The sequence below is a fragment of the Pseudomonas poae RE*1-1-14 genome (assembly GCF_000336465.1).
Classification (GTDB): domain Bacteria; phylum Pseudomonadota; class Gammaproteobacteria; order Pseudomonadales; family Pseudomonadaceae; genus Aquipseudomonas; species Aquipseudomonas poae.
This window is the reverse complement of sequence record NC_020209.1, coordinates 1044201-1067899: the sequence shown is the minus strand read 5'-3', so window position 1 is coordinate 1067899 and position 23699 is coordinate 1044201. Positions and strand designations below refer to the sequence as shown.

Sequence of the window (23699 nt, the reverse complement as noted above, 5' to 3'; positions counted from 1 at the left end):
GCCCGCGCGGCGCACAATTGCCCATTGTCGCGCAGCCCGGTTACGCGCTAAGGTTCCTCCCCCCTTGCATCCAAATCATGCTGTGCTCCGCCGCACGGGGATGGCTGGCGGCCGGCACCCGTGACCCTGACGAGTAACACGATGGCTGATTTACCGATCAACGACCTGAACGTCGAATCCAACGAGACCCTGATCACGCCCGATCAGCTCAAGCGCGAAATCCCCCTGAGCGACGCTGCCCTGCAGACCGTCACCAAGGGTCGCGAAGTCATCCGTGACATTCTCGACGGCACCGACCACCGCCTCTTCGTGGTGATCGGCCCCTGCTCGATCCACGACCTCAAGGCTGCCCACGAATACGCCGAGCGCCTCAAGGTGCTGGCGGCAGAGGTGTCCGACACCCTGTATCTGGTAATGCGCGTGTATTTCGAGAAGCCGCGTACCACCGTCGGCTGGAAAGGCTTGATCAACGATCCATACCTGGACGACTCGTTCAAGATCCAGGACGGCTTGCACATCGGTCGCCAGTTGCTGCTGGACCTGGCCGAAATGGGCCTGCCTACCGCGACCGAAGCGCTGGACCCGATCTCGCCGCAGTACCTGCAGGACCTGATCAGCTGGTCGGCCATTGGCGCGCGGACCACCGAATCCCAGACCCACCGGGAAATGGCGTCCGGCCTGTCTTCGGCCGTGGGCTTCAAAAACGGCACCGATGGCGGCCTGACCGTGGCGATCAACGCACTGCAGTCGGTGTCCAGCCCGCACCGTTTCCTGGGCATCAACCAGGAAGGTGGCGTGTCCATCGTCACCACCAAGGGCAATGCCTACGGTCACGTGGTGCTGCGCGGCGGCAACGGCAAGCCCAACTATGATTCGGTCAGCGTTGCACTGTGCGAGCAGGCGCTGAACAAGGCCAAGATCAAGCCGAACATCATGGTTGACTGCAGCCACGCCAACTCCAACAAGGACCCGGCCCTGCAACCGCTGGTGATGGAGAACGTCGCCAACCAGATCCTCGAGGGCAACCAGTCGATCATCGGCCTGATGGTCGAAAGCCATCTGAACTGGGGTTGCCAGGCGATTCCAAAAGACCTGGCCGACCTGCAATACGGCGTGTCGATTACCGACGCCTGCATCGACTGGTCTGCCACCGAGACCACTCTGCGCAGCATGCATGCCAAGCTCAAGGACGTATTGCCCCAGCGCAAACGCACCTGAACCTGAACTGCGCACACAAAAACGCCGGGCTTGTCCCGGCGTTTTTTATGCGGCTCGCTCAGAGTTTGGCGGCGTGGCGCTGGTGGCGTTCCATGTAGCGCTCCACATAGGAACACGATGGGATCACGGTGTAACCGGACTCTTCGGCGAACTTCAGGGCCTCTTCAGTCAACGCTGCCGCGATGCCACGACCACGAAGCGCGTTGGGCACGAAGGTGCGATAGATATCCAGGGTCTGCTTCCCGAGATCCATGTAGGTCAGGTAGGCACGATGACCGTCCACATTGGTCTCGAACTGATGACCAGCCTGGTCATGGTGGATGGACAACGCCTCGCTCATCACTACTCCTCGCGGGTCTTTGATTCTGACCCCTACCTTACCGATGTTTTTCCGGCGAAGAAACATCTACGCCATCCCCTGCCGATTTCGACAACGAGAAAACCTCTGGCGCTCATACCCTGCACCTGGGAATAGTAGGCACCCAACCTGCATCGCTCAAGGCGCGCTCGTCATCCCCTGCCCTGGGCGGATATAGAATGGGCTTCGATACCTGCGACCGAAAGCCCGAACAACGCCGGCAGTTGAACCTTAAGACGAACTGCTGCTCTTAAAGTCACCTCTACATGAGAGAAAGATGCTGCCGACGGTAAAGGCAGGCTGCACGAAAGTGCCAGGCTCGATATATAAAATTTCATCTATGTACCTGGCTCGAAGCATGCGGGCCGGCCCTTCCAGGCTGGATCCAATGTTAAGAGGATTGTAAAACAGCGAACATTTGTTATACGAACCGCCCCCTGACCCGCCAGAACAGATTCCGCGCAAGAATTTTTTCTGCTTCTTGCGCAACGTCAGTTTACTTACTACAAGTAATGGGTAGTATGTACGCCGGCTATTAGCTCACTCTGAGACAGTAGTCATTTAATAGAAAGTCCTTGAAGGGGAACACGATGAACAACGTTCTGAAATTCTCTGCTCTGGCTCTGGCCGCAGTTCTGGCTACCGGTTGCAGCAGCGTCTCCAAAGAAACCGAAGCTCGTCTGACTGCAACTGAAGACGCAGCAGCTCGCTCCCAGGCTCGTGCAGACGAAGCCTACCGTAAAGCTGATGAAGCGCTGGCTGCTGCTCAAAAAGCACAACAGACTGCTGACGAAGCTAACGAGCGCGCTCTGCGCATGCTTGAAAAAGCAAGCCGCAAGTAATAACCCTTCGGGGTTGTTATCAAGCCGATCCATGTTTGGGTCGGCTTTTTTATTGCCCGGATTTTCTGTGTAAGGCTCTGGACGTACACCGGCCCCCATGTGGGAGGGGGCTTGCTCCCGATGGTGGGTATCAGGCACTGCATTGGGTGGCTGATCCAGCGCTATAGAGAGCAAGCCCAATCTCACATGGTTTTTTTTACTGCTGCAGGTCGATGGGCGCACTCGACGCCACCGGTGCCCCGCCTGGCACACCGATCTCGGTCGGCAGGCCGTCCTCTGCGGCAACCACGTCACGCACCTGATCCCAGTTCACCCGCAACGTATTGGCCAAGTCTTCGCGCTTGAGCAGGGCATTGATCACGGCCGTATGCTTGTCGACCACCGACGGCGTGCCGTCATCGTTGAGCGGCGTATGCGCCTCGAGATAGACCTTGCCGCCGCTGCTGCCGAACTTGTAGGCATCGTTGATGATGCGCACTGACGTGCCCACCGGCACCATGTCTGCCATTTCCAGCACATTGTTGTTGAACATGCGGAAGCAGCCATGGCTGGTGCGCGTGCCAATGCCGAACTTCATGTTGGAGCCGTGGATCAGGTAACCGGGAGTGCCGAGGGTGAACTTGAACGGCCCGAGGGGGTTGTCCGGCCCCGCTGGCACTACGTTGGGCAACGGATCACCATTGGCGGCGTGCTCGGCCTTGATCGACGCGGGCGGCGTCCAGGTCGGATTTGGCGTCTTGGCGATGATACTGGTGTGGGCAATCGGCGAGCCCCAGCCTTCACGTCCAATCCCCAACGGGAAGGTGTAGACCACGTTCTGGCCCTTGGGGAAGTAGTAGAGACGGTACTCCGCCAGGTTGATCACAATACCTTCGCGAGGTCCCGGCGGCAGGATAAAGCGGGTCGGCAGCACGATTTCGGTGCCCGCTCCCGGCAACCACGCATCCACCCCTGGGTTGGCGGCGACCATCTCCGAGTAACCCAGGTCGTAGGTGGTGCCGAGATCGGCGAAGGTATCTTCATACTTGGCCTTGATCACCTGGACCTGGCCGACAATGTCTTCGCCTGGCGGCGGCAAGGGCAACTGCAACGCCGCTGCGGAACCGGCCGCGCAGAGGGCAGCAAGAGACAGGCAGCAGGTGACGACGGAGAGGCGCGACAACATCCGGTAAATCCTTCGCAGAACGACGGGGAGGTTTCAGAAGCAGCTTCAAGCCATAAGTTGCAAAGCTTCAGCCGCTAGCTTACAGCTTATAGCTCGCAGCTTGCAGCTGCTTCTATAACTCAAAACGCAGCTCGGGCCAGATCGGCGGCGTGCCGCGCTTCTGCGATTCGAGGATCGCCCGACACAGGGGGCACAGGCGCTGGTCCTGAAAAACCGTCCGATCCACCGATGACCAGCGCGGTTGCGCAGGCAACAAGGTGCCGCACAGCGTGCGATCGATCGAGCCGCCCAACTCCAATTGACGCGCCACCAGATGCACCCGCACTTCCTGGCAGGCAAACAGGTCCAGCTGCTCGTCCGGCTCGATCAGTTGGTAGTTAAACAGGGACCAGGCAGGACGCGACATCGGGGGCTCCAGATCAGGGGGGCGCCACCTTAGCCGAAAGCCTGCCGGTAGAAAAGCGTCAAAGCAGCGGTTTGAGCGTCGGCCAGACATTTTCCAGTAACTTGCCCTGGGCGGCGACCGCCGGGTGCAGTTGGTCGGCCTGCATCAGCTCGGGATGACCACCCACCCCTTCAAGGAAAAACGGCACCAGCGGGATGTCTTTTTCCTTGGCCAGCGTGCCATAGACTTCGGCAAACGCCGTGGTGTATCGCGGGCCGTAATTGGGCGGCAACTGCATGCCCAGCAGCAGCACCTTGGCACCGCCGGCCCTGGACTGCTCGATCATCGACGCAAGATTTTGTTTCAATTGCGCTGGCGGCTGTCCGCGCAGGCCATCGTTGCCACCAAGCTCGATCACCACCACGTCCGGCTTATGCTCTGCAAGCGCCGCCGGCAGCCGCGCCAGGCCTCCGGCACTGGTGTCGCCGCTGATGGAAGCGTTGACCACTTTATCGTCGAAACCCTCCTGCTTGAGCCGCTGCTCCAGCAGGGCCACCCACCCTTTGCGGGTATCCAGCCCGAAACCGGCACTGATACTATCGCCAACGATCAGGACTGTACCCGCCGCTGCGTTCTGGGCCATGCACATCAAGGCCAGGCCAGCACTCAAAAACCACATTCGCATCGGATTCTCCATGGGCGCAAGCATTCTCACCGCGCGGAACCTCAGCAAAGTGGTTCCCAGCGCGGAAGGTGATCTGACTATCCTGCACGAACTGAGCCTGGAACTGAACAAGGGCGATAGCCTGGCTATCGTCGGCAGCTCCGGTTCGGGCAAATCCACCCTGCTGGGTCTGCTGGCCGGCCTCGACCTGCCCAGCAGTGGCGAAGTCACCCTCGCAGGGCAGGCCCTGAGCACGCTGGACGAAGACCAGCGCGCGCGCATCCGCGCCGAGCACGTGGGCTTCGTATTCCAATCCTTCCAGTTGCTCGACAGCCTCAATGCTCTGGAAAACGTGATGCTGCCGCTGGAGCTGGACGGCCGCAAGGACGCCCGCGAGCGCGCCAGGCATTTGCTTGAGCGGGTCGGCCTGGGCCAGCGACTTACTCACTCGCCGCGCCAGTTGTCCGGTGGCGAGCAGCAACGCGTTGCGATTGCACGGGCATTCGCCGCAGAACCGGACGTGCTGTTTGCCGACGAGCCCACCGGCAACCTCGACAGCCACACCGGCGAGCGCATCAGCGACCTGCTGTTCGAACTCAATAAGGAGAGCGGCACGACCCTGGTGCTGGTCACCCACGACGAACGCCTGGCCCACCGTTGCCGGCGCCTGATCCGCCTTGAAGCCGGCCTGATGGTCGCGCCCCTGGAGCCTTGATGGCACGTTTGCCGCTGTTGCGTCTGTTCAGCCTTGCCATGCGTCAATTACTGCGCGATGCCCGCGCCGGTGAGTTACGCGTGTTGTTCTTCGCCCTGTTGGTGGCCGTGGCTGCGAGTACAGCCATCGGCTACTTCGGCGCACGCCTCAATAGCGCGATGCTGCTGCGTGCCACCGAGTTTCTCGGCGCCGACCTGGTGCTTGAGGGCAGCTCACCCGCACGCGAGGAGCAAATCCGTTCCGGCACCGAACTGGGCCTGGATCACGCGCGCATCGTGGAGTTCTCCAGCGTCATCGCCACCGACAACGGTATCCAGCTCTCCAGCATCAAGGCGGTCAACGAGCAGTACCCGTTGCGCGGCCAACTCAAAAGCGCTGCCGTGCCCTTCGGTGATGAAACCTCCGGGGGCGAGCCGAAGCCTGGTGAAGCCTGGGTGGAGGCGCGGCTGCTGACCGCGCTGGACCTGAAAGTAGGCGACAGCATCGACGTGGGCATGAAAACCCTGCGCCTGAGCCGCATCCTGACCTACGAGCCAGACCGCGCCGGCAATTTCTACAGCCTCACGCCGCGAGTAATGATCAACCTGGCCGATCTGGACGCCACGGGCGTGGTTCAGCCCGGAAGCCGCGTGAGCTACCGCGAACTGTGGCGCGCACCACAAGGCAGCACGGCGCTGCAAACCTATCGCGACCTGATCAAGCCCGGCCTTGCGGCCAATCAGCGTCTGCAGGATTCGCGCGACGGTAACCAGCAGATCGGCGGCGCGCTGGGTAAGGCCGAGCGCTACCTGAACATGGCCAGCCTGGTCGCCGTGCTGCTGGCGGGCGTGGCGGTAGCGCTGTCGGCCAACCGCTTTGCCAGTCGCCGTTTCGATGCCAGCGCGCTGCTGCGCTGTCTCGGGCTGTCACGTCGCGAAGCGATGCTGCTGTTCAGCCTGCAACTGAGCGTGCTGGGCCTGTTGGCCAGCCTGACCGGCGCCTTGCTGGGCTGGTTGGCGCAGTTTGGCCTGTTCTACTTCCTGCACGACCTGCTGCCGGCCGATGTGCCGCCCGGCGGGCTGCTGCCGGCCGTGGCCGGTATCGGCACCGGGCTAGTCGCCCTCGCCGGCTTCGCCCTGCCTCCCCTGGCGGCGCTGGGCCGCGTGCCACCGCTGCGGGTATTGCGGCGCGACCTGCTGCCGATTCCTTCCAGCACCTGGATGGTGTACGGCGCCGCCTTGTTTGCCCTTGGCCTGATCATGTGGCGCCTGAGCCTGGACCTGGTACTCACCTTCGCCCTGCTCGGCGGCGGTGTCGTCGCTGCGCTGATCCTCGGCGGTCTGCTCCTGCTGTTATTGCAAAGCCTGCGTCGCCTTCTGGCCCGCGCCTCCCTGCCCTGGCGCCTGGGCCTGGGCCAATTGTTGCGCCACCCGCTGGCGGCGGCGGGCCAGTCGCTGGCGTTCGGGTTGATCCTGCTGTCCATGGGCTTGATCGCCCTGTTGCGCGGCGAGCTGCTCGACACCTGGCAAAACCAGTTGCCCAAGGACGCGCCCAATTATTTTGCGTTGAACATTCTGCCCGCCGACAAGGAAGCCTTCAGCGCCCGCCTTATGGAGGTGCAGGCGCAATCGGCGCCATTGTATCCGGTGGTGCCCGGCCGCTTGATCAGCATCAATGGCGAGGCGGTGCAGGATATTGTCAGCAAGGACTCCAGTGGCGACCGCGCCGTGCAGCGTGACCTCAGCCTGACCTGGGCCGCCGACCTCCCGCCGGGCAATACCCTGACGGCGGGCGCCTGGTGGTCGTCGCAACCCACGGATGACGTGCCGGGGGTATCGGTGGAAGCCAAGGTCGCTGAAAGCCTGAAGCTCAAGCTCGATGACCATCTGGTGTTTACCATTGCCGGGGAAAACCGTGAAGCGCGGGTTACCAGCCTGCGCACCATCAACTGGGATAATTTCCAGCCCAACTTCTTCATGATTTTCCAGCCTGGCACTCTGAAGGACCTACCTGCAACCTACCTGACCAGCTTCTACCTGGCGCCCGGCCACGACCAGCAGGTCGTCGACCTGTCTCGGGCCTTCCCGGCCGTCTCTATCCTGCAAGTCGAAGCCCTGCTGGAACAGCTGCGCAGCATCCTCGCCCAGGTCACCCTGGCCGTCGAATACGTATTGCTGTTTGTGTTGGCGGCGGGAATGGCGGTGCTGTTTTCCGGCTTGCAGGCCACCCTCGATGAGCGGATTCGCCAGGGGGCGTTGCTGCGTGCGCTGGGGGCGGAACGCAAGTTGCTAGTGAAGGCGCGGCGCATCGAGTTCGGTTTGCTGGGGGCGGTCAGTGGAGTGCTGGCGGCGCTGGGCACCGAACTGGTTACCTGGGTGCTGTATCGCTACGCCTTTGACCTGGCCTGGCAACCGCACCCATGGTTGTTGCTGCTGCCGGTGATCGGCGCGGTTCTAATCGGCGGCGCCGGCGTATTCGGCACACGCCGGGCGCTGAATGCCAGCCCATTGACGGTATTGCGCGAAGGTTGAAAACTCGATGGCCCGCCGTCCTTACAGACGGCGGGCCATCAATGCCTACTTCATGTATTCGATCGCGGTAATCCACCAGCAGACTTCGCCGCCCGGGGTTTGCACGATGGCCTCGTCATCGACTTGCTTGCGCAACAATGCACGGGCCATGGGTGAGTCGATGGAGATATAGTCCATCCGCTCATAAATCTCGTCATAGCCCACAATACGAAAACGCTTGGTCTCGCCCTGCTCGTTCTCGATCTCGACCCACGCGCCGAAAAATACCCGCCCTTCCTGTTCAGGCATGTACTCGACCACGCGCATGTCTTCCAGGCGTTTGCGTAAATAGCGCACCCGTCGGTCAATCTCACGCAGCAGTTTCTTGTTGTACTGGTAATCCGCGTTCTCGCTGCGATCCCCCAAGGAAGCAGCCCAGGTCACCTTGCGTGTGGTGTCCGGGCGCTTTTCCCGCCAGAGGTAATCCAGCTCTTTCTTCAGCGCTTCGTGGCCTTCTTTGGTAATCAGCTTGGTACTCAAACCCTTGCATCCCCAGGCAATGTCCAATGGTGCCGATATGCCACAGCTTCATGCCCTGGCATCGACCGGCAAGGGCAGATGATAAATGAACCGTGGAAAGCACGTGAGAGAACATCCTGGCTCCGGGCTAGCTGTCCAGGGACCGGTCCAACTCAAGGAGCACATCCTGCAGGTGCTGTCGCATGTCCGACACCTGTGCTGTCGCCTGCGAGAGTCGTCCGGCCTTCTGGTCAACCTGCAGATTTCGCTGGTGCAGTTGTGTTTCGCGCTGCTCCAGATCACGGTTTTTTTCATCATGCGCGGCCTGCGCCTGTTGCAGTCGAGCTTCCCACTGCTCAAGCATCTGCTCTCGCTCGACAACGGCGAGCTGCTTCTGCGCCAGCTCCTGAGCGACCTTGGCCAGATTGGTCAGCGTATTGTCCACCTCAACCAGCGTGGCGTGTTCCGACTGCACAGGAGGTTGGCGCGACGCCGACTCATCAGGCTCAAATTGAGCAACCGGTGTGGGCTCAACCTGGGTCGAGACTTGCGCCAGTGCGGGGGTAGCCTGCAACGGCAGGTTAACGGCAGGCTCGCTCAACGGCTCTGCTGCCTGCCTGGACGGTTTTGCAATTCTGGGAGGCGAGACCATTTGCGACGAGAAGCGAATGGACGGCACGATCAATGAAGCATTTTCTATCGCCGGCAACACTGGCGCAGAAATACCCAGGGTAATGACCTTCATCACCAGAGCCTTCTTGATGATCATCGAGTGATGATCCTCGGGCCTGGCGGGAGGCAGCTTGCAACCTTTCATATCAATGAAATGATACGGGACCGTGCTCTCAACAGACGCGGCCTTGGTTGCAGAGGCCGCTGCCGTCATCAGAATTTGTTTGAACACCTGCATAGCCACTTGCAGGTCGTCAGTGGACTCGACGCCACTCAGGAAGTGACGGTCAGCTTTTTTACGCAACGCTGCAATATAGACTCTGGAATTTCCGGGCTCCACCTCTTCGTCGAGACTGTAGACCAGGAAGTTGGATTGAATCTGCGCCACGGCAAACCCACACAGGAGTGCGCCGTTGACCGGCCCTCCCTGCTCGCCATGTTCAAGAACAAGGGTACGTAACAGCATCATGATAATCAGGCCTCACTGAAAAAGAGCAAACCTTATATAAGTAAACACCAGACAGATATCCGGTCATTGACGAGCCAACAGTCAATTTATTGTTTCAGTTAGCCAGGCAGCCGGACGTAGGACTTATCTTATTGATTCACCCCCACGTTCCCAAGCATCAGGTTTAACCGTACCCTTTTTCAGGCGCTGAACGATGCCAGAACGGCATCACCTATATCAGATTCTGTAAAACTATTCGGTAAGAACATGCTCGAGATAGACGGTATTACAAAGTACTTGGGCAAAAGAAAACTGATTCATAACCTTTCGTTTTGCGCTCAACGCCAGGAATGCATTGGTCTGTTCGGGGAAAGTGGTGCGGGAAAGACGACACTGTTGAATTTGATCGCCAGCTTGTCGACTCCGTCGGGCGGGCGAATCAGCGTTGCAGGTTTCAATGCTCAAACTCATCCGTATCAAGTCCGGGAAGCTGTCGGCTATCAACTTCAGGGTGACCTCAATCATCACCGTATGTCGGTCAAAAGCGTCCTCAACTTCATTGCTGCCGTTCGCGGTTTCAGCGGCGCGGAAAAGCGCGAGCGGATAAATAAAGCCGCCACGCGACTGGAATTATTTCCTGTGATGGACGCCCCACTGGCCGTACTGCCCATGCCATGGAAGCGCAAAGTTGCCATCGCCCAGGCCGTCCTGCATACACCTCACCTGTTGCTGCTGGATGAGCCGACTGAGGGCATGTCACCCGAGCAATTGCTCCAATTCAAAATGCTCATCAAATCCTTGAGCGACGAGATGACCATCATGATTGCCTCTCGCCGCTACGACGAACTGTCCACACTCTGCACGCGCGCACTGGTTATGGCAGACGGCCAACTGGTGGCTGACACACCGCTGCCCGAGTTGCAGCGCAACTCCCGGCACTACCATGCGGTAACCCTGGCTGCGCAAACACCGCTGGACTTACTGGCGCTCGCCGTTTTACCCGGTGTTGCAGGCATCGAAGAAGACCAGCATGCGCCCGGTACGGTAACTGTGCTCGCCCTGCCGGGACAAACCATCTATCCCCATATCAACGCCCTCATTGCCAGCCGCGGCTGGCATATCACCTCGCTGAGCCTGGAGCAGGGTCGCCTGAATGATGTCGTTCACCACCTGAGTCAGGAGGTGCGTCCTTGAAACAGATTCCGGTTATTTTCATGCATCAGCTCACCCGGTATGGGTGCTCGCCCAGCACTTACCTGAGTGCTGCGGTTTTTCTGGTGCTGTGCGCGACACTGGGGTTGCACGTGGGCCAGTGGCTTGAGCGGGACAGCAGCGACTTGCAGGTCTTTTTCCAGTTGCATCCCTGGCTGTACCTGATACTGACTCCAGCGCTATCGATCCAGCTATGGTCGGACGAACACGATCCAGGCTTTCACACGCTGCTAAAAACCCTGCCCATTACTCCATTCGAGTGTGTGTTCGGCAAATTCCTGGCCGCCTGGTTCGTGTGCGGCATTGTCCTGATGCTGATGTTTCCCATCGTGCTCATCGCCAATCACCTGGGCGCGCCGGACAACAGCGTTATCCGCTCACAATTTCTGTCGAGCTGGTTGCTGGCAGGAAGTTATTTATCCGCAGCCTGTTTCATATGTACGCTGGTCCGCCAACAGGTGGTTATTTTCCTGTTAACCCTAGGATTACTACTTTCCGTCAGCTGCATTTATTCGGCAATTGAGGCGCTTGAACATCAAATGCCGATCTGGGTCATTGACAGTTTAATCTCGCTTGATCCGCTCTCACGCTTCGACACTATTGATAATGGAAAACTGACACTGAGTGACAGTTTATTCTTTATTAGCATGATCCTTGCCTTTGTATCGGCATCTACGGTCACGCTCACTTATAAAAGCCGTTGAGAAGCGAAGTAACGTATGCGATCCGCTCTTCGTACAGGTATGACGCTTATCGTCATATCATTGCTGTTTCTGGCCTTTAATCTGGTGTGGGTCAAATACATCCCCGATATCCGCTGGGACGCCTCTCAACAAAAAATCCACACCTTATCGCTACCCGCTCGGCAGTTGCTCGCCACACTGGAAAGCCCGATCGACCTGTATTATTTCAACTCAAGAAATGACCCGAGAAGAAGCCAGGTATTGAACCGTTATGGCGAACGCGTGGAAGACCTGCTCAAGCAGTACGAAAAGGCGGCGAAAGGCATGCTCAATCTGCACATCATTGACCCGCCTCCTTATTCGGAAGACGCTTACAAAGCCGCGTTGTACGGCCTTGACGACCAACAGGGTTTTCTCGGACTCATCGCCGCCCGCGAGGGCATCGGCACTCAGCGTATCAATACATTCAGCCCTGAGCACGAGGCATTGCTTGAATATGAGGTCGGCCACTTGATCCACACATTGACGCGCTCCGAACCGCCGACCGTTGGCGTGCTGTCAGGGTTGAAACTTCAAACCATTGCCGGACAGTTGCTTGAGCAGATGCACAAGCATTTCAAGCTGATGGAGTTGTCGCCAACTACCGATCAGATTCCGTCCTCCATCGAGACACTGATGGTGGCGCACCCCCGTTTGCTGCCCGAGGGCGCGCTCTATGCGATTGAACAATTTGTTCTGCGGGGCGGCAAGCTGATGATTTTTCTTGATCCGTTAAGCGAGACGGCATCGGCTCCAGCACCGGCGAACTCCGCGCTAGATGAAATGCTTACTGCCTGGGGCATTCAGATGCCCAGCGACCAGTTACTGATCGATAACGTCTATGCCTCGTCCACCTTAACAAACACGGTACGACAGGCCGCCCGCTTGAACGTGCTCCGCCAGGGCATGAACCCCCGTGACACAAGCAGCTGGAATCTAAGCTCAGTGACCGTGTCGAGCAGCGGCGCACTGTCCCTTATCCGCAAAAGCCATGCGACGTTGACACCGCTGCTGCAGAGTTCAGAGCGCTCAATATTGCTGAATACCCGGCGCTTTGATTCCGCGCTTGCGCTGGAACCACTCGATGAAGCGAATGCTCCCATGCAGTCCCAAGTGATCGCTGCCCGCATCGAAGGGCCCGCCTACTCGGTATTTCCCAGCGGCATCAAGGGTCAGCCCGCCGGCCTGCAAGACGCAGCGCGGATCCAGGTCGCGGTGGTCGCGGACACCGATCTGCTCTCAGACACCGTCGTCAGTGCAACGCCCAACAGTAACCTGCAGTTTGTCTTGAATACGCTGGACAGCCTGGCTGCACCCACTGCACTTGCGAACATTCGTTCGCGCGCAAGGAAGAGCCCGACGCCCCCTCTGCTGACGCAAATGCGCGAGGCCGCCGCACAAATCTATTTACAGAAAGCCGGCGAACTTGAACGAAGGTTTGCGCGCACGGATCAGGCGTGGCGACAACAAAATCCGCGTACTGACGGCGTTATCACCCAAGCGGTGGATACCACCGTCCAACTGCAAGCACTCAATAAAGAACGCCTGCGCCTACCCTTTGAAATGCACACATTGAAGGTCGACGCCTACGCGCAGGTCGTGCGATTGGAGCGAGAGCTGGTATTACTTATGGTCCTGGCGGTGCCGCTACCGCTATGCCTGATTGCCTGGGCACTTTCGCTGCACCAGCGTCGACGCCGTTCAGCCCACGCAGCGGCCGCTTACTGATCAGTCAGCGACGCGCAATCAATCCTTGCCTGGCAATACGTGTCAACTGGCGAATCACTTCAGGAGCGTCATCCGCACTAGGTGCTTGAATAACCGCCAGGTCAAAGCTGTTGTTCGCAAACCGCGAGAGGGGATCGCCATCTTCCACAAACTGGATGAGGAACGCCGAAGGCCGCCCCGTACGACGCGGCCAGCCGTCCAGGTAACGAAGGAGCGTTGGCTGATGCTTGCCGCCGAGGAGAATTTTCGGATTGCGCTGGGTCAGGTCCGCAGTAATCGGAGCCAGGCGTATAAGGGGGCGTGGTGCATTCATCGTGTCGTGTCTCTGCCTCAAAAGTCTGCGGGCAGGTGAGAGGCAACACCGAACCAGCGCTTTAGCGGTATTTCGAACCCTGGTGCTGATGAGTGCAAGGTTCTGTCGGACTGCATTCAGTCCAGTGGCGCCCCGCAATTAGCTGTTTAAATCGGCGCATGAGCAGCATCCTAGAGAAGCCGATGGGGCAGTGTCAAGAATCCCGAGCAACCAAAAGGCCCGCACATGGCGGGCCTTTTGAAAGGGCTAAAGCAGGCCTCAGCGGGTGATGGCGCGGTCAGCGGACAGCTTGCCCGCCCCTTCCAACAACACCGCGAGCGCGCCGCCAAGCAAGGCCAGGGCAAACTCATAACCGTTGTTGGCCATGAACAGGCCGTTATGGATGTGTACCGAGAAAATCGCCACCAGCGTCAGAACGCTCAGGCCCAATGCTGCGGGGCGTGCCAGCAGACCGATGATCAACGCCAGGCCGCCAAAGAACTCGGTGCCACCCGACAGGAGGGCCATCAGCGTGCCAGGTGCCAGGCCGACGCTCTCCATGAACTGCGCCGTACCCGCCAGACCACCGCCGCCAAACCAACCGAAGAGTTTCTGCGAGCCATGCGCCGCAAAAACGATGCCGACAAAGACGCGCAGAATCGTCAGGCCGTAGCCGGCGCGGGTAGACAGAACGCGTGTGATCAGTGGGCTCATGGGAGGAATCCTTTTATGGGTAGGAGGGGTTGGCCGCTATATTAATCAGTTTAAAGAATGTTAAAAGTCGAAAAAACCCACTCTAATAATCTATAAAATCGATTATTTGCGTGAGGCGACTTTCGCCGCGCGCGGCTCCAGTGACTCCCGTTCTCGATCAAACGCCAGGTAATATTTGTTGACGCTATTCACATAGCTGACGCCGCCCATCCCCACCTGCTCCATGGCAATGCGTTCTACCTGAAAAAACCACTGATTAGGATTCAGCCCACGGCGTTTCGCCTCGGTGCGCATGCCCTGCACACGCTCCGGCCCCATGTTGTAGGCCGCCAGCACAAAGGCCATGCGCTCACGCTCGTTGAGCTTGGGGCTGGAGAAGAACTTGCGGCGGATCATCGCCAGGTAACGCGCGCCCGCCTGCACATTGCTATCCAGGCTCTCGATATTATTCACGCCCACCCGCTGCGCCGCCGATGGCGTGATCTGCATAAGGCCGGTAGGGCCACCGCTGCTGCGCGCGCCGGGGTCCAGCGCTGATTCCTTGAACGCCAGCGCGGCAAGGTTCAACCAATCCATGCCTTGTTCCTGCGCATGCTTTTGCAGGATCGGACGCAGTTTCTCCAGGCGCTGGCGGTCGGCACGCGCCAATGGATTACGCGCCTGGTAGAGACGACGATAGATGCGCTGGAACGCCACGTCCTGATCGGCCGGGGTTCGGTAGGTCTTGAGAAAGCGGTCAATACTGGCGCGCAGCATGGATGCATCCTGACGGACGAACCAGTACTCGTCGCCGGGTTCACTGATGACCACCTGTTTATCGAAACGCAACCGGGGCAGGATTTTCGACCAGCGTTCGGCAATCGGTTTTTCCACGACGGTCAGGTGGAAGATCCCGGCCTGAACCATTTCCAGTACATCTTCCACGGCCAGGCTCGGATCGACCCATTCCACCTTGATCGGCGCCTGCTTGTGCAGGGCCAGTTTCTGGTTGACCTGGCTGATCGCGTCCGCCGCCGCGCTGCCGGTGGTGAGCGTCAAGGTGCGGCCGGACAACTGCTCAAGCCGGGTAAAGCGTCGTTCACCCTTGACCCCGACCAGCCACAACGGCACATCGCTGACAATCGGGTCGCTGGTACTGATCTTGTGCGCGGCCTTCACGTCCAGCAGTTCGCCGGGCGCTACCAGATCGCCTTCACCACGGGCCAGCGCGCCGAGCAGTTGGTCCTTGGCCTTGGGAATGATCTTGAGGTTGATTTCCTGGCCATCACGGGCGTGGCCATTGAGGTATTGCTCGAAGGCGCGCAGGCGATGATATTCAACGCCAATGGCCTGCCCCTGCACCTCGCCGGAGCTGTTACGACTCTGGTTGACCAGCACGCGCAGCGTGCGACTGGAACGAATTTGCGCGAGGTCTCGCACCTTGCCGGGCTTGATCACTTCCACCGGCCCATCCAGACGCGCGGCGGCCGCCAATGGCATCAGCAACGTCAAGCACATCACAAGCATTGCCGAGGGTCGGATCATCCGCTCTCCGGAAAGAATACTGGCCAGCGCCGGTATGAAAGCGCGGTGCTGGAGGTCAGAAACAGAGCGCTTTATGCGCAGGCTTTGCACGCAATGGCGACAGGATGAGAGGCGGCGCGCCCATCACAATGTCGCGAGTGACGTTCAAAGACAGCTATAACCTGTTGTAGTTCTTAGATTTTCTTATAAATCTACAGCTCTGATATGCTTTCCGGCCAAAGGCGGAGATAGCACCATGCAACTCATTGATATCGGCGTCAACCTGACCAACCCAAGTTTCGACGGGAAGCATCAGGCCGTTCTTGAGCGCGCCTATGCTTCCGGCGTGCAGCAATTGGTGCTGACAGGCACCAGCGTCGAGGGCAGCGAACAGGCGCTGGAGCTGTGCGAGACACTCGACGAAAGCGGGCAACACCTGTTCAGCACCGCAGGTCTTCATCCCCACTCCGCCAACGACTGGAACGGCGACAGCGCCCAGCGTTTGCGCGGGTTGCTCGGCCAACCGCGCGTGCGTGCCGTGGGTGAATGCGGGCTGGACTTCAACCGGGACTTCTCCCCTCGCCCGCAGCAGGAAAAAGTCTTCGAGGAACACCTGGCACTGGCCGTGGAGCTGAAACTGCCAGTGTTTTTGCACGAGCGTGACGCCAACACGCGCCTGCTGGAGATCCTCAAGGATTACCGCGACCACCTCACCGCTGCCGTGGTGCATTGCTTTACCGGCGAACAGGCGGCGCTGTTCAGCTACCTCGACCTCGACTTGCACATTGGCATCACCGGCTGGATCTGCGACGAACGCCGTGGGACGCACCTGCATCCGCTGGTCAGGGAAATTCCCCGTGGCCGTCTGATGCTGGAAAGCGACGCGCCCTACCTGCTGCCACGCACGCTGCGGCCCAAGCCGAAAAACGGGCGCAATGAACCAGCTTATCTGCCGGAGGTGCTGCGCGAAGTCGCCCTGCACCGTAACGAAAGCGCTGAAGACCTGGCCCGACACAGCACCGCCTGCGCCCGCGCCTTTTTTGGATTACCCGTCGTGGCGTGATACAGCGCATTGACCCATATCAACAAAGGCGTTGCTGAGTAGCGGCACAATAATGGCACCTTGCCAATACTGTTCCCGCTATCAGAGAAAACCTTCCATGGGTGCCTGGCTTAGCAACATCTCGCTGAAATACAAATTCTGGGCGGTCAACGCGGTCGCCTTCATCACCACCCTGCTGCTGGTGCTGTACGCCGTGCAGTTGGAGCAACAGGCGCGCAGCCAGGCGTCCCAGGCTTCGGCGCAGGCGCAAGGTCGCTTGCTCAGCGCCTGGCCTGCCGATAAGCCGCTGCCTTCCGGCGAGTCATGGCTGACGTTTACCGACGATCAAATCCCACAGGATCTGTCAGCCTTGAAAGGCGCCAGCGGCTGGGTCGAACTGAAACATGAGCCGCTGTTCGGCGAAAACCCGCTGACCGGCGCTGAAGTGATCAACCGCGTCGATGGCCAACACATAGCCATTCTGGCCCATGCACCCAGCCTGAGCCAGGTGCTGAGCGAACGCTTCACCCGCTACGCCGCGGCGGTGGCGATTCTGATGCTGGCGATGCTGGGCGCCTCGCAACTGTTGATCCGCTTCCTGCTCAGCCAGCTCAACACCCTCAAGGACATCATGTTGCACGTGGAGAAAACCGGCGACCTGTCGGCGCGCGTGCCGCTGGCATGCAAGGACGAAGTCGGGCAGATGGCCAGTGCCTTTAACGCCATGCAGGCTGGCTATCAAAGGGTGGTGAATACCGTCGCGAACACCGCCCGGCAACTGGACGAAGGCGCCGCACGACTGGCCAGCAGCATGAATGAAGTGCAGCACGGCATGCTCGGTCAGCAGAGCGAAACCGACCAGGCCGCCACCGCGATCAATGAAATGACGACCACCGTTCACCATATCGCCCAGCACGCCGGCGCCACACGCGACCTGTCGCAGGCCGCCGACACCCTCGCCGGCAGCGGCCAGGCCGTGGTCACCCGTGTGCAGCATTCGATTGCCGGGCTGTCCACCGGCGTGCAGCAAACCGCCGAAATGATCCAGAAACTTGCCGAAGACAGTCACAAGATCAACAGCGTGGTCGGGGTCATTCACAGCATCGCCGAACAAACCAACCTGCTGGCGCTGAATGCGGCCATCGAAGCCGCCCGCGCCGGAGAAATGGGCCGTGGCTTTGCCGTGGTCGCCGACGAAGTACGCAACTTGGCCAAACGCGTGCAAAGCTCCACCGACGAAATCACCGGCATGGTGTCAGCCCTGCAAGCCGGCACTCGCGACGCGGTGGACTTCATGCAGGAAAGCTCGTTCAAGGCCGACGACTGCGTACAGCAAGCACAGGAAGCGGGCGCCGCACTGGCCGACATCACCCGCGCCGTGGCGCAGATGCGCGAGAGCAACACGCAGATCGCCGTCGCCGCCGAGCAGCAAAGCCACGTCGCCGAAGAAATGAACCGCGCGGTGGTGAGCATTCGCGATGTGACCGAAAACACCGTGCGGCAGACGGTGGGTTCGGCCACGACCAGCAGTGAGCTGGCGACGCTGGCAGGTGAGCTGAGCAAGGCGATTGGGCAATTGAAGCTGTAAGGCTATTCAACCCGTAATCCGGTTCCTACAACCGGGCCTCAGTTACCTTGAAGCTTTGGCGAAATTTCCTAGCTATCCCCACGAATAACGCCGACTTCTTTTATCTCCCAACCTCTGCAAAGTCCTTCGCCTGATCACACAGTGCGAGGGACTGCAGATGGATTTGCTGGCTAAAGCCCCCGGTTACGGGGCTGTTTCATGATTCCGGTCATTGCCAAGCTGGTGCTGACACCAATGGACGCCACGGCACCAGACGTCGAAAGCGTTTTTCGTGACTTTCGCGATTGCCTGAACACCTTCGACACCTGGGCCGAGCGTTTTTGGAGCGGCTCGGCGCTGGAGCTTGAACAAGTCTTCAACGTCGGCGAAGACGTCACACTGAGTGCGCCGGTGTCTTCGCGCACGCCAAGCGCTGTTGTCGCGACCTGCCCGGCCCAGGGTTCGCTGACCCTGGTGCATCTGTTCGAAAGCACGCGCCTTGTGCCCATCGGTAATACCCCCGTGAGGGTGCAGGCCATCGCCACGGATGGCAGCGCTCTCGGTGCCCCGCTCCATCGCACAATAGATGCCAGCGGCCGGCTTGAAATCCCGGAATGCACCCGCAGCCAGCCGTATCACATCACCTTCTACCCCAACGTTTCCAAAGACCACGTCAAGGCGCTGTATGCGTCTTATCAGTCGCTGATCGCCGGGCTGGAAACTCGCCTGCGCGAGGAATGGAAAGACACCTTTCAAACGCAGTGGGCTGAGTTCGCCAAAGCCCCTCCCCTGAAGCGCAGCGCCCTGCAGGGCACCGCCTTCGCGGGCGGCTTGGCCAAAGCCCTCTACAACCTGTGGGACAACATCACGCAACTGTACGACCTGATCGCCAACCTCAAGGCCAACAGCGAGCAGTGGTTGCGCTATGTCTCCCAGCGCGAGCTGGATGAGCTGCTCAAACTGGGCAAGGACGCCATTGCCCATGGCCTGCTGGTGCTCAGTGATGAGCCGCTGCTGTTTATCTATCTGTCAGCAATGATCGGCTGGATCCGCCTGCTGCCGCCACCGCAGATGGTTGAGCTGGTGGGCGAAATCACCGGCGAGGTGCTGATCAACCTGTTGCTGATCTGGGCCACGCGGGGCATGGGCGTGAAGATTCGCCTGGGTGTGCAGGTGGTGGGTCATATCAAGTCCGGGCGGGTGCGCCGCTGGCTGGAGATGCTCGCCGAGCAGTTGGCCCATCCGGGGTTGGCACAGCATGTCGAGACGGCCAAGCCGTTGCTGTTGGGCAGTGCGGCCACGCCGATCAAGGCGGTGGCGCCGCTGAAGGTGGGCGAGGAGTTGGTGCCGAACGCGGTGCCGACGGTGCGAAAAAAGACGCAGCGCACGGCACTCGTGCACGAATCGCCCGTGGATGACGTGCCGGTGTCGGCAAAAAACCCGGCGGGGGAAGCGGCCGCCTCTTCCGATAAAACCGTCACCAATGGCTGCCCGGTGTCGATGGTCACTGGCGAGGAATTACTCACCCTCACCGACGGCACCCTCGACGGCATTTTGCCGTTCGAGTGGACGCGGGTGTATCGCACCAGTGCGGTGGAAATCGATGTCGGGCTGGGGTTTGGCTGGAGCCATGCCCTCGCCCAGCGGCTGGAGATGTCCGGCGATTCGGTGGTGTGGACGGACCATGAAAATCGCTCGACCACCCTGCCCTTGCCCACCGTTTCGCGACCGGCAATCACCAACAGCCTGGCGGAAGCGGCGATCTTTTTGGGGGACTTGCCGGATGAGCTGGTGCTGGCCCAGGCGTCGCGGTTTTATCACTTTCGCGATGGCGTGCTGGTGGCGATCAGCGATGCGTACGACAACCGGCTGCGCATTTCCCGTGATGTGCTGGGGCGCATTGAGCGGCTGGACAATGGCGCCGGGCGCTCGCTGTGGTTGCGCTATGCGCAGGGCCGGATTGGCGCGGTGGACTATCAGGTTCATCGCGCCAAGGGCCGTGAGCCTTACGAGTGGGTGACTGAGCAGACGGTTGTGTCCTACGCCTACGACGACGCGGGCCGACTGGTGTCGGCGACCAATGCCGTAGGTGAACGCGAGGTTTACCGGTACGACGAGCAGCACGTGATTCTGGAACGTGGGCTGGCCGGTGGCGCGCGTTTCTTCTGGGCGTGGGAACGGTCCGGCAAGGCGGCGCGCTGTGTACGGCATTGGGCCAGTTTTGCGCAGATGGACACGCGCTATGTGTGGGGCGATGACGGGCGCGTCACCGTGCATAACGCCGATGGCAGCCAGGAAGTGTATGTGCATGACCAGCGGGCACGCCTGGTGCAGCGGGTGGATCCGGATGGCGCTCAGCACTTCAAATCCTACGATGAACAAGGCCGACTGACGGTTGAGCAGGACCCGTTGGGCGCGGTGACGGCGTATCAGTACGACGACGCAGGGCGGTTAGTGGCGCTGTTTCCGGGGGACGATGAGCCGACGTCCTACGAGCATGACAACGGGTTCGTACGGGTGGTGCGTCGGGGTGAGGCGGTTTGGAAGTACGAGCGTAATGAACAAGGCGACGTAACGCGCAGGACCGATCCAGACGGCCATATCACTGACTACAGCTACAACAAATACGGGCAACTGATTGGGGTGTGGTATCCCGATCACAGCTGCCAACGGCTGGTTTGGAATGAGCGCGGGCAACTGCTTGAGGAACAGTTGCCCAATGGCGGGATCAGGCGCTATCGCTATGACGACCTGGGGCGACAGGTGGCCCGCGAGGATGAGCATGGCGCGCTGACCCAATACCAATGGGACAGCGTGGGGCGGTTGGTTCGCCTGATATTGCCGGGCGGTGCATGCAGGGAATACAGCTACAACGCTTACGGAAAAATCACCGCTGAACGCGATGAACTGGGCAACGTTACGCGCTACGAGTATGCCGACGGGCTGCACTTGATCAGTCGGCGACTCAATGCCGACGGCACGCAGGTCCAGTATCGCTACGACAACGCGCGGTTATTGCTGACCGAGATCGAAAACGAGGTGGGCGAGACCTACCGGCTTGCCTACCATCCCAACGGGTTGATCCAGCAGGAAATCGGCTTTGACGGCCAGCGCACCGCCTACGTTTATGACCTCAACGGCAATCTGCAGGAAAAGACCGAACATGGCGACGATGGCAGTCAGCTCATCACCCGTTATGAGCGAGACGCTGCCGGGCGCCTTGTCAGAAAAACCCTGCCAGACGGCAATAAGGTGGATTACGCCTACGACCGCCAGGGCAACCTCCTCAGCGTCGAAGACGGCCGCTGGGCGCTGGCCTACGAATACGATCGACAAAACCGCCTCACCGCCGAGCATCAAGGCTGGGGCACCTTGCGTTATGGCTATGACGCCTGCGGACAACTGCAGCGCCTGCGCCTGCCGGATAACAACCGCGTCACGTTTAACCACGATAAAGGTGGCCACCTTGGCACCGTCGAACTGAACGGTGAAGTGCTCACCTCGCATCTATTCAAAGCGGGCAAGGAGCAGCAACGACAGCAAGGCCAACTGCTCAGCCATTACCACTACGACGACCAACACCGCCTCCACGCCCACGCCATCACGCAACAGGAAAACCGCTACTACCGCCGCCAATACGACTACGACAAATCCGGCAACCTCGCCCGCATTCTCGATACGCGCAAAGGCGAACATCACTACGCCTACGACCCGCTTCACCGCCTGACCCGCGCCGATCACTCGCAGGACTTACAGGAACGCTTCGGCCACAACCCGGCCGGCAACCTGCTGATGCACGACCGCCCCGGCCCGGACATCGTCGCCGGCAATCGCCTGATGATCCAGGGCGACCGGCATTACGACCACGACGCCTTCGGCAACCTGATCCGCGAGCGCCGGGGCAAAGGCCAGGCACTGGTCAGCGAATACCGCTACGACTGCCAGCACCGCCTGATCGCCGTCAAGAAACCCAACGGCCAAACCGCCCACTACCGCTACGATCCCTTTGGCCGGCGCATCAGTAAAACCGTGGATGACAAAACCACCGAATTCTTCTGGCAAGGCGACAAACTGATCGCCGAACACCACGCCGACCGCCACCGCAGCTACCTCTACGAACCCGACAGCTTCCGCCCTTTAGCGCTGCTGGATGGTTTCGGCCCCGACGCCACCAACCCCTACCACTACCAACTCGACCACCTCGGCACGCCACAGGAACTCACCGCACCAGACGGCGAAATCGTCTGGTCCGCCCACTACCGCGCCTACGGCCACATCAGCCGCCTCGACGTCGGCAAAATCGACAACCCGCTGCGCTTTCAAGGCCAATACTTCGACGAAGAAAGCGGCCTGCACTACAACCGACATCGCTACTACAATCCGGATGTTGGACGCTATCTGACGCCGGATCCAGTGAAGCTGGCGGGCGGGATCAATGCTTACCAGTACGTACCGAATCCTACGGGGTGGGTCGATCCACTGGGGCTGGCATGTACGCGGGGTAATTGCGCGGGACAACAAAGCCAAACCTCTCCCATACACGGAGAAGAAACGCCAAAGGTAGGGAACTCAACTCATTACTCCACTTATGAGCAAGCATTGAACAAAGCGCTTGAGTGGCTACTGGAGAATGACTTTCGGGCGGAAAAACCAAAATTAGGAAAATTCGGCGAACGCAAAGGCCAGCCCATCGGCATGCAAACAACTGACGCGAGGACAGGTTATCGTGTTGAACATGACGAGAGGAATGGCGCCCACATTAATGTCTGGACTCACAAAAAAAAAGGCTCTCATTACACGTTTGAAGGCACGGCAAAAACTGTATTCCAACTCACCAAGAGGTTCGCAAAAAAATGAGCTATCTTGACGACGAAATAGTCAAAAATTTTAACCAACTGAATATCGAATTCGAAGTCTTGCCAGAAGCCGAGCACGATTTAATTGTTGAAAACATAAATGCAAACGTTCCTTTCTTTGGAAACCAGATAGCTTGGAGCCAATTCAACGAAAACACTCATATTGGTCCGTTTCCATCACAGGCTACGCTAGAACTATTAGAGAAAAAAATAAAAGCAGCCACTAAACACAATGCAATTTTTATTGGTGACGCCACCGACAATGCCTATTCAATTTCAGCCAGAGACCTTATGCAATCACTGCAAATTTTTTCAAAAATACCCCAACATACGTACATACTTCAAAAACAGTTGGATTGGATTGCTTGCATTTCATTTGAGGGCGATATTGATTTCGCAAATTTTTAGCTCGGCCCTATAGATAACCAACATCGCTTGAAAAGTAACATATCTGATGCAGTCACAAACCACCACATCAAATACTAAAAATTGAAAAAAAATTGGGAAAGATGATAAGCGGAGACGCCAATAAAAAGACCATCAGACCTTACAGTAAATAAACACAAAAAAGCTTTGGTGATAGCGCTC

At 59.2% G+C, this 23699-nt stretch carries 20 protein-coding genes; 11 read left to right on the top strand and 9 right to left on the bottom strand.

The window, feature by feature from the left end; genetic code table 11:
- The first annotated feature begins 141 nt into the window (after window positions 1-141).
- Window positions 142-1218, top strand: a complete 1077-nt coding sequence (locus tag H045_RS04880) for a 3-deoxy-7-phosphoheptulonate synthase (RefSeq protein WP_015371605.1) — start codon at window positions 142-144, stop codon at window positions 1216-1218.
- A 58-nt stretch (window positions 1219-1276) separates the two neighbouring features.
- On the opposite strand, the gene H045_RS04875 is transcribed toward H045_RS04880, so the two are convergent.
- Window positions 1277-1558: a GNAT family N-acetyltransferase gene (locus tag H045_RS04875; RefSeq protein ID WP_003233387.1), complete on the bottom strand. Its 282-nt coding sequence runs from the start codon at window positions 1556-1558 to the stop codon at window positions 1277-1279.
- Window positions 1559-2166: 608 nt separating this feature from the next.
- Between H045_RS04875 and oprI the strand changes: the two genes are divergently transcribed.
- A complete protein-coding gene (oprI, locus tag H045_RS04870; protein ID WP_003172710.1) occupies window positions 2167-2418 on the top strand; it encodes an outer membrane lipoprotei OprI in 252 nt (83 codons plus the stop codon).
- 196 nt (window positions 2419-2614) lie between these two features.
- On the opposite strand, the gene H045_RS04865 is transcribed toward oprI, so the two are convergent.
- The 3 genes from H045_RS04865 to H045_RS04855 form a co-directional block, all read right to left on the bottom strand.
- On the bottom strand, window positions 2615-3583 hold the full coding sequence (locus H045_RS04865) for a L,D-transpeptidase family protein (RefSeq protein WP_003233391.1): 969 nt from the start codon (window positions 3581-3583) through the stop codon (window positions 2615-2617).
- Window positions 3584-3695: 112 nt separating this feature from the next.
- Window positions 3696-3989, bottom strand: coding sequence for a hypothetical protein (locus tag H045_RS04860; protein ID WP_003233393.1), 294 nt, complete (start codon window positions 3987-3989; stop codon window positions 3696-3698).
- Between the two features lie 58 nt (window positions 3990-4047).
- Window positions 4048-4653 carry an arylesterase gene (locus tag H045_RS04855; protein WP_003233395.1) on the bottom strand — a complete coding sequence of 202 codons (606 nt, stop codon included), beginning with the start codon at window positions 4651-4653 and terminating at the stop codon, window positions 4048-4050.
- A gap of 10 nt (window positions 4654-4663) precedes the next feature.
- Here H045_RS04855 and H045_RS04850 point away from each other — a divergent pair, with 10 nt between their 5' ends.
- Both H045_RS04850 and H045_RS04845 read left to right on the top strand, forming a co-directional pair.
- A complete protein-coding gene (locus tag H045_RS04850; protein ID WP_003233397.1) occupies window positions 4664-5347 on the top strand; it encodes an ABC transporter ATP-binding protein in 684 nt (227 codons plus the stop codon).
- Window positions 5347-7857: an ABC transporter permease gene (locus H045_RS04845; RefSeq protein ID WP_015371604.1), complete on the top strand. Its 2511-nt coding sequence runs from the start codon at window positions 5347-5349 to the stop codon at window positions 7855-7857. Before H045_RS04850 ends, H045_RS04845 begins: the two co-directional genes overlap by 1 nt.
- Before the next feature lie 45 nt (window positions 7858-7902).
- Here the strand turns inward: H045_RS04845 and greB are convergent, their stop codons facing one another.
- The gene (gene greB / locus H045_RS04840; RefSeq protein WP_003233400.1) at window positions 7903-8376 is read right to left on the bottom strand and encodes a transcription elongation factor GreB; all 474 of its coding nucleotides are present in this window, start codon (window positions 8374-8376) and stop codon (window positions 7903-7905) included.
- 127 nt (window positions 8377-8503) lie between these two features.
- Window positions 8504-9496 carry a hypothetical protein gene (locus tag H045_RS04835; protein ID WP_003233402.1) on the bottom strand — a complete coding sequence of 331 codons (993 nt, stop codon included), beginning with the start codon at window positions 9494-9496 and terminating at the stop codon, window positions 8504-8506.
- A gap of 246 nt (window positions 9497-9742) precedes the next feature.
- Between H045_RS04835 and H045_RS04830 the strand changes: the two genes are divergently transcribed.
- The 3 genes from H045_RS04830 to H045_RS04820 are packed head-to-tail and all read left to right on the top strand — an operon-like array spanning window position 9743 to window position 13137.
- A complete protein-coding gene (locus H045_RS04830) occupies window positions 9743-10669 on the top strand; it encodes an ABC transporter ATP-binding protein (protein WP_041931442.1) in 927 nt (308 codons plus the stop codon).
- On the top strand, window positions 10666-11391 hold the full coding sequence (locus H045_RS04825; protein ID WP_015371601.1) for an ABC transporter permease: 726 nt from the start codon (window positions 10666-10668) through the stop codon (window positions 11389-11391). Before H045_RS04830 ends, H045_RS04825 begins: the two co-directional genes overlap by 4 nt.
- Before the next feature lie 15 nt (window positions 11392-11406).
- Window positions 11407-13137: a GldG family protein gene (locus H045_RS04820; RefSeq protein WP_015371600.1), complete on the top strand. Its 1731-nt coding sequence runs from the start codon at window positions 11407-11409 to the stop codon at window positions 13135-13137.
- A gap of 4 nt (window positions 13138-13141) precedes the next feature.
- Here the strand turns inward: H045_RS04820 and H045_RS24345 are convergent, their stop codons facing one another.
- The 3 genes from H045_RS24345 to H045_RS04810 all read right to left on the bottom strand — a co-directional run bounded on the left by H045_RS24345 (window position 13142) and on the right by H045_RS04810 (window position 15667).
- On the bottom strand, window positions 13142-13450 hold the full coding sequence (locus H045_RS24345; protein ID WP_081602876.1) for a hypothetical protein: 309 nt from the start codon (window positions 13448-13450) through the stop codon (window positions 13142-13144).
- A 258-nt stretch (window positions 13451-13708) separates the two neighbouring features.
- Window positions 13709-14143, bottom strand: a complete 435-nt coding sequence (locus tag H045_RS04815) for a DoxX family protein (protein WP_003233408.1) — start codon at window positions 14141-14143, stop codon at window positions 13709-13711.
- A 102-nt stretch (window positions 14144-14245) separates the two neighbouring features.
- The gene (locus H045_RS04810; protein WP_041931441.1) at window positions 14246-15667 is read right to left on the bottom strand and encodes an MltF family protein; all 1422 of its coding nucleotides are present in this window, start codon (window positions 15665-15667) and stop codon (window positions 14246-14248) included.
- A 235-nt stretch (window positions 15668-15902) separates the two neighbouring features.
- Here H045_RS04810 and H045_RS04805 point away from each other — a divergent pair, with 235 nt between their 5' ends.
- From H045_RS04805 to H045_RS04790, 4 genes are all read left to right on the top strand, one after another.
- Window positions 15903-16709, top strand: coding sequence for a TatD family hydrolase (locus H045_RS04805; protein ID WP_015371598.1), 807 nt, complete (start codon window positions 15903-15905; stop codon window positions 16707-16709).
- Between the two features lie 97 nt (window positions 16710-16806).
- On the top strand, window positions 16807-18276 hold the full coding sequence (locus H045_RS04800) for a methyl-accepting chemotaxis protein (RefSeq protein ID WP_015371597.1): 1470 nt from the start codon (window positions 16807-16809) through the stop codon (window positions 18274-18276).
- A gap of 198 nt (window positions 18277-18474) precedes the next feature.
- Entirely contained in the window at window positions 18475-23112 is a 4638-nt protein-coding gene (locus H045_RS04795) for an RHS repeat-associated core domain-containing protein (RefSeq protein ID WP_015371596.1), read from the top strand.
- Entirely contained in the window at window positions 23109-23519 is a 411-nt protein-coding gene (locus tag H045_RS04790) for a hypothetical protein (RefSeq protein ID WP_015371595.1), read from the top strand. The genes H045_RS04795 and H045_RS04790 overlap by 4 nt, the downstream gene beginning before the upstream one ends.
- Window positions 23520-23699: the final 180 nt, after the last annotated feature.